Source organism: Pseudomonas sp. BT-42-2 (assembly GCF_025847435.2).
GTDB classification, from domain to species: domain Bacteria; phylum Pseudomonadota; class Gammaproteobacteria; order Pseudomonadales; family Pseudomonadaceae; genus Aquipseudomonas; species Aquipseudomonas urmiensis.
In genome coordinates this window covers 290,078-296,765 of record NZ_JAOYTM010000011.1, presented here as the reverse complement: position 1 = coordinate 296,765, position 6,688 = coordinate 290,078, and the positions used below count along the sequence as shown (strand labels likewise).

Below are 6,688 nucleotides of genomic sequence, written 5' to 3'. Positions count from 1 at the left end.
CGTTGATAATCAAGGAGTTTTCCGTTCCAACTACGCTGGAAGTGGGGCGCATTATAAGGGGATCTGAGAGGCCGTCAACCCTTAATTTCAATAAACCGTAATATTGTTGAAATTAGGGTTAGAATCGCGGGGCGAGCCCGCTCCCACAGGTGCAGCAGGGCTCAACAGAGAGCGGCAATGCAGTTAAAGCGCTAAAAGCAAAGCGGGGAGGCCTTCGGCCTCCCCGCTTCTCCCAGCTCTGTTAGAGGCTAGGGAAAGCGAACTGCGAGGCTTCATGGCTCTTGCGCTGTGGCCAGCGCTGAGTGATCGCCTTGCGACGGGTATAGAAGCGCACGCCATCCGGACCGTAGGCATGCAGGTCGCCGAACAGCGAACGCTTCCAACCCCCGAAGCTGTGATAGGCCACCGGTACCGGCAGCGGCACGTTGACGCCAACCATACCCACTTCGATCTCGTCGCAGAACAGCCGCGCGGCCTCGCCATCACGGGTAAAGATGCAGGTGCCGTTGCCATACTCGTGATCGTTGATCAACTGCATGGCCTGCTCCAGGCTGTTGACGCGAACCACGCACAGCACCGGGCCGAAGATCTCTTCTTTATAGATGCGCATTTCAGGCGTGACGTTGTCGAACAGCGTCCCCCCTACAAAGTAGCCATCTTCATTTCCCGAAACCCGGTAGCCACGACCATCGACCACCAGCTTGGCACCGGCGGCAACGCCGTCATCTATATAGCCAACCACTTTGTCACGTGCAGCGGCGGTCACCAGTGGGCCCATGTCCAAGCCACAAGAGGTGCCGGCACCGATCTTCAGCGCCTTGATCTGCGGTTCGAGCTTGGCGATCAGTGCATCAGCGGCCTGGTCACCCACGCACACCGCCACCGAAATAGCCATGCAACGCTCGCCACAGGAACCGTACGCAGCGCCCATCAGTGCACTGACGGCGTTGTCCAGGTCGGCGTCTGGCATCACCACGGCGTGGTTCTTGGCGCCGCCCAAGGCCTGCACGCGCTTGCCGCGCTTGGTGCCTTCGGCATAGATGTACTCGGCAATCGGGGTCGATCCGACGAAACTCAGGGCTTTCACCTCTGGTGCCTCGATCAGCGCATCGACCGCTTCCTTGTCGCCATGCACCACATTGAGGATGCCTTTAGGCAAGCCAGCCTCAAGCAACAGCTGGGCGATGTACAGGGTCGAGCTTGGATCGCGCTCCGATGGCTTGAGGATGAAGGCGTTACCGCAAGCGATCGCCAGCGGGTACATCCACAGCGGAACCATGGCCGGGAAGTTGAACGGGGTAATCCCGGCAACCACACCCAGCGGCTGGAAATCAGACCAGGCATCGATGTTCGGGCCGACGTTGCGGCTGTACTCGCCCTTGAGCACTTCAGGTGCCGCGCAGGCGAATTCGACGTTCTCAATGCCACGCTTGAGCTCACCCGCAGCGTCCTCGAGGGTCTTGCCGTGCTCTTCGCTGATCATCTGCGAGATCTTTTCCTCGTTCTGCTCAAGTAGTTGCTTGAAACGGAACATCACCTGGGCGCGTTTGGCCGGCGGCGTATTACGCCAGGCCGGGAACGCCGCCTTGGCCGAATCGATAGCCTCTTGCACGGTAGCCCGGCTGGCCAACTCGACCTTGCGCACGGCCTGGCCGGTGGAAGGATTGAAAACATCGGCGGTGCGCTCGCCCTTGGTAACCAGCTCGCCATTGATCAGGTGCTGAACGATGCTCATGCATAACTCCAGAAACAAGAAAGATGAAACAGGCGCGGCTGTGCGCGCCTGCCGTCGAAGTCGAAAAGATCAGTCGATCTGGTTCAGGGTCTCGCCCACCGCGTCGAACAAACGATCGAGCTCTTGCGGCTGGGTGTTGAAGGTCGGCCCGAACTGCAGGGTGTCACCGCCGTAGCGGACATAGAAGCCTTTCTGCCACAGCTTCATCGCCACTTCATATGGACGGACAATGGCATCGCCATCGCGTGCGGCGATCTGGATCGCACCGGCCAGGCCGTAGTTACGGATGTCGACGATATTCTTGCTGCCCTTGACGCCGTGCAGCAGCTTCTCGAAGTGCGGTGCCAGCTCGGCGGCCGACTGCACCAGGTTTTCCTTCTGCAACAGGTCCAGCGCGGCAATGCCCGCAGCGCATGCCACCGGGTGCGCGGAATAGGTATAGCCATGCGGGAATTCCACGGCGTATTCCGGGGTCGGCTGGTTCATGAAGGTCTGGTAGATCTCGCTGGTCGCGATCACCGCGCCCATCGGAATCGCACCGTTGGTGACCTGCTTGGCGATGCACATCAAGTCCGGAGTCACACCGAACGCTTCAGCACCCGTCATGGCGCCCATGCGACCGAAACCGGTGATCACTTCGTCGAAGATCAGCAGGATGTTGTGCTGCGTGCAGATCTCGCGCAGCCGCTTCAGATAGCCCTTCGGTGGCGGCAGTACGCCGGCCGAGCCTGCCAGCGGCTCGACGATCACGGCAGCGATGTTCGAGGCGTCATGCAGCTCGATCAGCTTGAGCATCTCGTCGGCCAGGGCAATACCGCCCTCCTCCGGCAAGCCCTTGGAGTAGGCGTTGACCGGCAGCACGGTGTGCGGCAGGTGATCGACATCCAGCAACTGGCCGAACATCTTGCGGTTGCCATTGACGCCGCCCAGGCTGGTGCCGGCGATGTTCACACCGTGATAGCCACGGGCACGGCCAATGATCTTGGTCTTGGTCGCCTGCCCCTTGAGGCGCCAGTAGGCACGCACCATCTTCAGCGCGGTGTCGGCGCATTCGGAACCCGAGTTGGTGAAGAACACATGGTTCAGATCACCCGGGGTCAGCGCGGTAATTTTTTCTGCCAGCTGGAACGACAGCGGGTGGCCGAACTGAAACGCCGGCGAGTAGTCCAGCACGCCGACCTGGCGGGCGACTGCCTCGGTGATTTCCTTGCGAGTATGCCCGGCGCCGCAGGTCCACAGACCAGACAGGGCGTCGAAGATCTTGCGGCCCTTGTCGTCGACCAGGTAGCTGCCTTCGGCGGCCACGATCAACCGGGGGTCGCGCTGGAAGTTACGGTTGGCGGTGTACGGCATCCAGTGGGCGTCCAGCTTGAGCTGGCTGGCGATACCGGAAGGCGCGGTTTCGGGCATGTTCATCGGCGGTTCCTCGGAAGACGATTAGGCAACGATGTGTGTTGTTGCAGCTAACTTGTCACGCGGATAAAGTCTAGAAAAGCCAACATTTCTAATCTTAAGTTAGCAGCGGACTAAACTAATGAGCCGACGCCCCGATCCCCTCGCCCAGGTCAGTGATTTCGACATCCGCCTGTTGAAGATCTACCGCAGCGTGGTCGAGTGCGGCGGTTTCTCGGCAGCAGAGAATGTCCTGGGCATCGGCCGCTCGGCGATCAGCCAGCAAATGAGCGATCTTGAACAGCGCCTCGGCCTGCGCCTGTGCCAGCGCGGTCGCGCCGGGTTCTCGCTGACCGAGGAAGGCCGCGATGTCTACCATTCGGCCCTGCAACTGCTCAGCGCCATCGAAACCTTCCGCACCGAGGTCAATGGCCTGCACCAGCATCTGCGCGGTGAACTGAACATCGGCCTCACCGACAACCTGGTGACCCTGCCGCACATGCGCATTACCCATGCCTTGGCCGAACTCAAGGACCGCGGGCCGGACGTGCGTATCCAGATTCGCATGATCGCCCCGAGCCAGGTCGAACAAGGCGTGCTCGATGGCAGCCTGCATGTCGGCGTGGTGCCGCAGACCAGTCCGCTGTCAGGCCTGGAATACCAACCGCTGTATAGTGAGCGTTCGCTGCTGTACTGCGCGGTGGGCCACCCACTGTTCTACGCCGAAGACCAGAAGATCGACGACGAGCGCTTGAATAGTCAGGATGCCATCGCCCCAACCTTCCGCCTGCCAGCCGACATCCAGGCGCATTATCAGGCCTTGCACTGCACGGCGAGTGCCTCGGACCGCGAAGGCATGGCGTTTCTGATCCTGACCGGGCGCTTTATTGGCTACCTGCCCGACCACTACGCCAGCTTCTGGGTCCAGCAGGGGCGCCTGCGGGCACTCAAACCGTCCCAACGCCACTACGAATTGAGCCTGAGTTGGGTAACGCGTAAAGGGCGCCGGCCAAATCTTGTATTGGAAAGTTTCCTGGAAAGCCTGGCGGCGACACGCTAATGCTTGTCACTTCGGCACAGGCAGGTAATCTGTCGGACATCCGTTTACTCCGACTGGCACGGAATCGTCCATGACCCTAGAAGTCCCTGCGCATCGCCTCTCCGCCTCGGGCAAGCCCGCTGGCCGCATTCGCCAGAAGAACGAACAGGCCATCATCCAGGCCGCCGAAGACGAGTTCGCCCGCCACGGCTTCAAGGGCACCAGCATGAACACCATCGCCTTGAAAGCCGGCTTGCCCAAGGCCAACCTGCATTATTACTTCACCAACAAGCTGGGCCTGTACATCGCGGTTTTGAGCAATATCATCGAATTGTGGGACAGCACCTTCAACGCCCTGAGCGTCGATGACGATCCAGGCCCGGCATTGAGCCAGTACATCCGCACCAAGATGGAGTTCTCGCGCCGCAACCCTCAGGCCTCGCGAATCTTCGCGATGGAAGTGATCAGCGGCGGCGAATGCCTGAGCGAGTACTTCAGCGCCGACTACCGTGAGTGGTTCCGCGGCCGCGCCGCCGTGTTCCAAGCCTGGATCGACGCCGGCAAGATGGACCCGGTCGACCCGGTGCACCTGATCTTCCTGCTGTGGGGCAGTACCCAGCACTATGCCGACTTCTCCACGCAGATCTGCCAGGTTACCGGCCGAAGCCGCCTGACCAAGCAAGACATGGAAGATGCCAGCAACAACCTTATCCACATCATTCTTAAAGGCTGCGGCATTCACTCGCCTGCCTGACCCGGACTTATGCTTTCTACCCTGCTCGAGCTTTGCGAGTTTCGTGAAGAGATCCGCAAGAGCCGTTTCATCACCCTCGCCGGCCCGATCAGCAGCGCCGCCGAGGCGATGAGCTTCATCGAACGCCACAGTGATCTGGCCGCGACTCATAACTGTTGGGCCTGGAAGCTGGGTGACCAATACCGCAGCAGCGACGACGGCGAACCCGGCGGCACCGCTGGCCGCCCCATACTCGCGGCCATCGAAGCCCAGGATTGCGATCAGGTGGTGGTGTTGGTGATTCGTTGGTACGGCGGCATTCAACTGGGTACCGGCGGCCTGGCCCGAGCTTATGGCGGCGGGGCGAACAAATGCCTGCAACAGGCGCCCAAACGCTTGTTGGTGCAGCGCAGCGAGTATCGCTGCAGCTGCAGCTTCAGCGAACTTGCGCTACTCAAGTTGCGCTTGGCCGAAGTCGACGGGCTGGTACTCGATGAGCAGTTCACCGCCAATGGCGTAGATTTGCAGCTGGCGGTGGGCGCAGCGCATCTTGATGCACTGCAACGCCAGCTGGCCGACCTCAGTCGTGGACGGATCCTGCTGCAACCCTGCTGAAGCGTTTGCCCACAACTACTGTGGGCCTGCCTGTGGATAAGCTTGGGGCACTCTCGTGCAAGCCACGAATCACAAGGCATCCGAGCCATTGAGCATATTTTGATCACATTTTCATGACGGTCATGCAAATGACCATATTTCAGTTAGTTATCCCCAACCAGCAGGGATTTCAGCTCGCTAGGCCCCACTAATTCACAGGCTTGGGCTTGCACACAAATACTGTGGAGGAGCCTGTGGATAACCCGTGAACCATCTGGCTTGGAGCTGACGCCGTAAGCTTCCCGGCCAACTGTACATTTTTTAATCAGCCGTGCATCGGGAACAGCGACTGGGCAATGTGCAGCAGCTACGCTGCGAATTCCGGTAACGGCCGCTAACACGCCCCCCTTTTGTGAAGGAGTATCGAAATGCCTGCAAACAAGACAGCCTTGATCATCGGCGCCTCGCGTGGCCTGGGCCTGGGTCTGGTGCAGCGCCTGCACGAAGATGGCTGGAACATCATCGCTACCGTGCGCGATGCGCAGAACCCCGGCGAGCTGGGCACTATTGCCGGGGTACAGATCGAAACCCTGGAAATGAACGACACCGAGCAGTTGGATGCACTGCAACAGCGCCTGCATGGCCAGGTGCTGGATCTGTTGTTCGTCAATGCCGGTGTGATGGGGCCGTTGCCGCAGGATCTGGAAGCGGTAAGCAGCCAGCAGATTGGCGATCTGTTCATGACCAACGCCGTGGCGCCGATCAGGGTCGCCCGGCGCCTGGCTGACCAGTTGCGCGAAGGCAATGGCGTGCTGGCCTTCATGAGCTCGATCCTCGGCAGCGTAACCATTCCCGATGGCGGCGAGATCCCTCTGTACAAAGCCAGCAAGGCCGCGCTGAACTCGATGATCAACAGCTTCGCGGTCGAGCTGCAGCGCCCCGACCTCAGCGTGCTGGCCATGCACCCAGGTTGGGTGAAGACTGCCATGGGCGGCGAAAACGCCGAGATCGACGTGCTCACCAGCACCCGCGGCATGCTTGAGCAGATCAAGGCGCAAAGCGGTAATGGTGGCCTGCGCTTCATCAACTACAAAGGCGAAGCCCTCATCTGGTGAATTGAAAGCCGGCGGGCGAGGCAGTAGACTCGACGCCTCGCCCCCGCGGCGAACCTGGATCAGCAGACAGGGCAAAACTG

At 60.4% G+C, this 6,688-nt stretch carries 6 protein-coding genes; 4 read left to right on the top strand and 2 right to left on the bottom strand.

What is annotated here, in order from left to right:
• Nucleotides 1–241: 241 nt before the first annotated feature.
• Together OIU19_RS14700 and OIU19_RS14695 are read right to left on the bottom strand one after the other, a co-directional pair.
• A complete protein-coding gene (locus OIU19_RS14700) occupies nucleotides 242–1,735 on the bottom strand; it encodes a CoA-acylating methylmalonate-semialdehyde dehydrogenase (protein ID WP_186555485.1) in 1,494 nt (497 codons plus the stop codon).
• Nucleotides 1,736–1,804: 69 nt separating this feature from the next.
• Nucleotides 1,805–3,151 (bottom strand): aspartate aminotransferase family protein, encoded by a 1,347-nt coding sequence (locus tag OIU19_RS14695; RefSeq protein WP_264235610.1) that lies wholly within the window; start codon nucleotides 3,149–3,151, stop codon nucleotides 1,805–1,807.
• 118 nt (nucleotides 3,152–3,269) lie between these two features.
• Here OIU19_RS14695 and OIU19_RS14690 point away from each other — a divergent pair, with 118 nt between their 5' ends.
• The 4 genes from OIU19_RS14690 (at nucleotide 3,270) to OIU19_RS14675 (ending at nucleotide 6,608) form a co-directional block, all read left to right on the top strand.
• Nucleotides 3,270–4,187 (top strand): LysR family transcriptional regulator, encoded by a 918-nt coding sequence (locus OIU19_RS14690; RefSeq protein ID WP_264235609.1) that lies wholly within the window; start codon nucleotides 3,270–3,272, stop codon nucleotides 4,185–4,187.
• A gap of 70 nt (nucleotides 4,188–4,257) precedes the next feature.
• Complete coding sequence (locus OIU19_RS14685; RefSeq protein ID WP_186555488.1) at nucleotides 4,258–4,920, top strand: TetR/AcrR family transcriptional regulator; 663 nt, start codon at nucleotides 4,258–4,260, stop codon at nucleotides 4,918–4,920.
• A 9-nt stretch (nucleotides 4,921–4,929) separates the two neighbouring features.
• The gene (locus OIU19_RS14680) at nucleotides 4,930–5,514 is read left to right on the top strand and encodes a YigZ family protein (protein ID WP_264235608.1); all 585 of its coding nucleotides are present in this window, start codon (nucleotides 4,930–4,932) and stop codon (nucleotides 5,512–5,514) included.
• 407 nt (nucleotides 5,515–5,921) lie between these two features.
• The gene (locus OIU19_RS14675; protein WP_264235607.1) at nucleotides 5,922–6,608 is read left to right on the top strand and encodes an SDR family oxidoreductase; all 687 of its coding nucleotides are present in this window, start codon (nucleotides 5,922–5,924) and stop codon (nucleotides 6,606–6,608) included.
• The last annotated feature ends 80 nt before the right edge of the window (nucleotides 6,609–6,688 follow it).

What these genes read in the sequence shown, in the direction of transcription:
- OIU19_RS14700 (WP_186555485.1), bottom strand. Translation starts at nt 1,735, where the DNA reads ATGAGCATCGTTCAGCACCTGATCAATGGCGAGCTGGTTACCAAGGGC.
- OIU19_RS14680 (WP_264235608.1), top strand. Translation starts at nt 4,930, where the DNA reads ATGCTTTCTACCCTGCTCGAGCTTTGCGAGTTTCGTGAAGAGATCCGC.
- OIU19_RS14695 (WP_264235610.1), bottom strand. Translation starts at nt 3,151, where the DNA reads ATGAACATGCCCGAAACCGCGCCTTCCGGTATCGCCAGCCAGCTCAAG.
- OIU19_RS14685 (WP_186555488.1), top strand. Translation starts at nt 4,258, where the DNA reads ATGACCCTAGAAGTCCCTGCGCATCGCCTCTCCGCCTCGGGCAAGCCC.
- OIU19_RS14690 (WP_264235609.1), top strand. Translation starts at nt 3,270, where the DNA reads ATGAGCCGACGCCCCGATCCCCTCGCCCAGGTCAGTGATTTCGACATC.
- OIU19_RS14675 (WP_264235607.1), top strand. Translation starts at nt 5,922, where the DNA reads ATGCCTGCAAACAAGACAGCCTTGATCATCGGCGCCTCGCGTGGCCTG.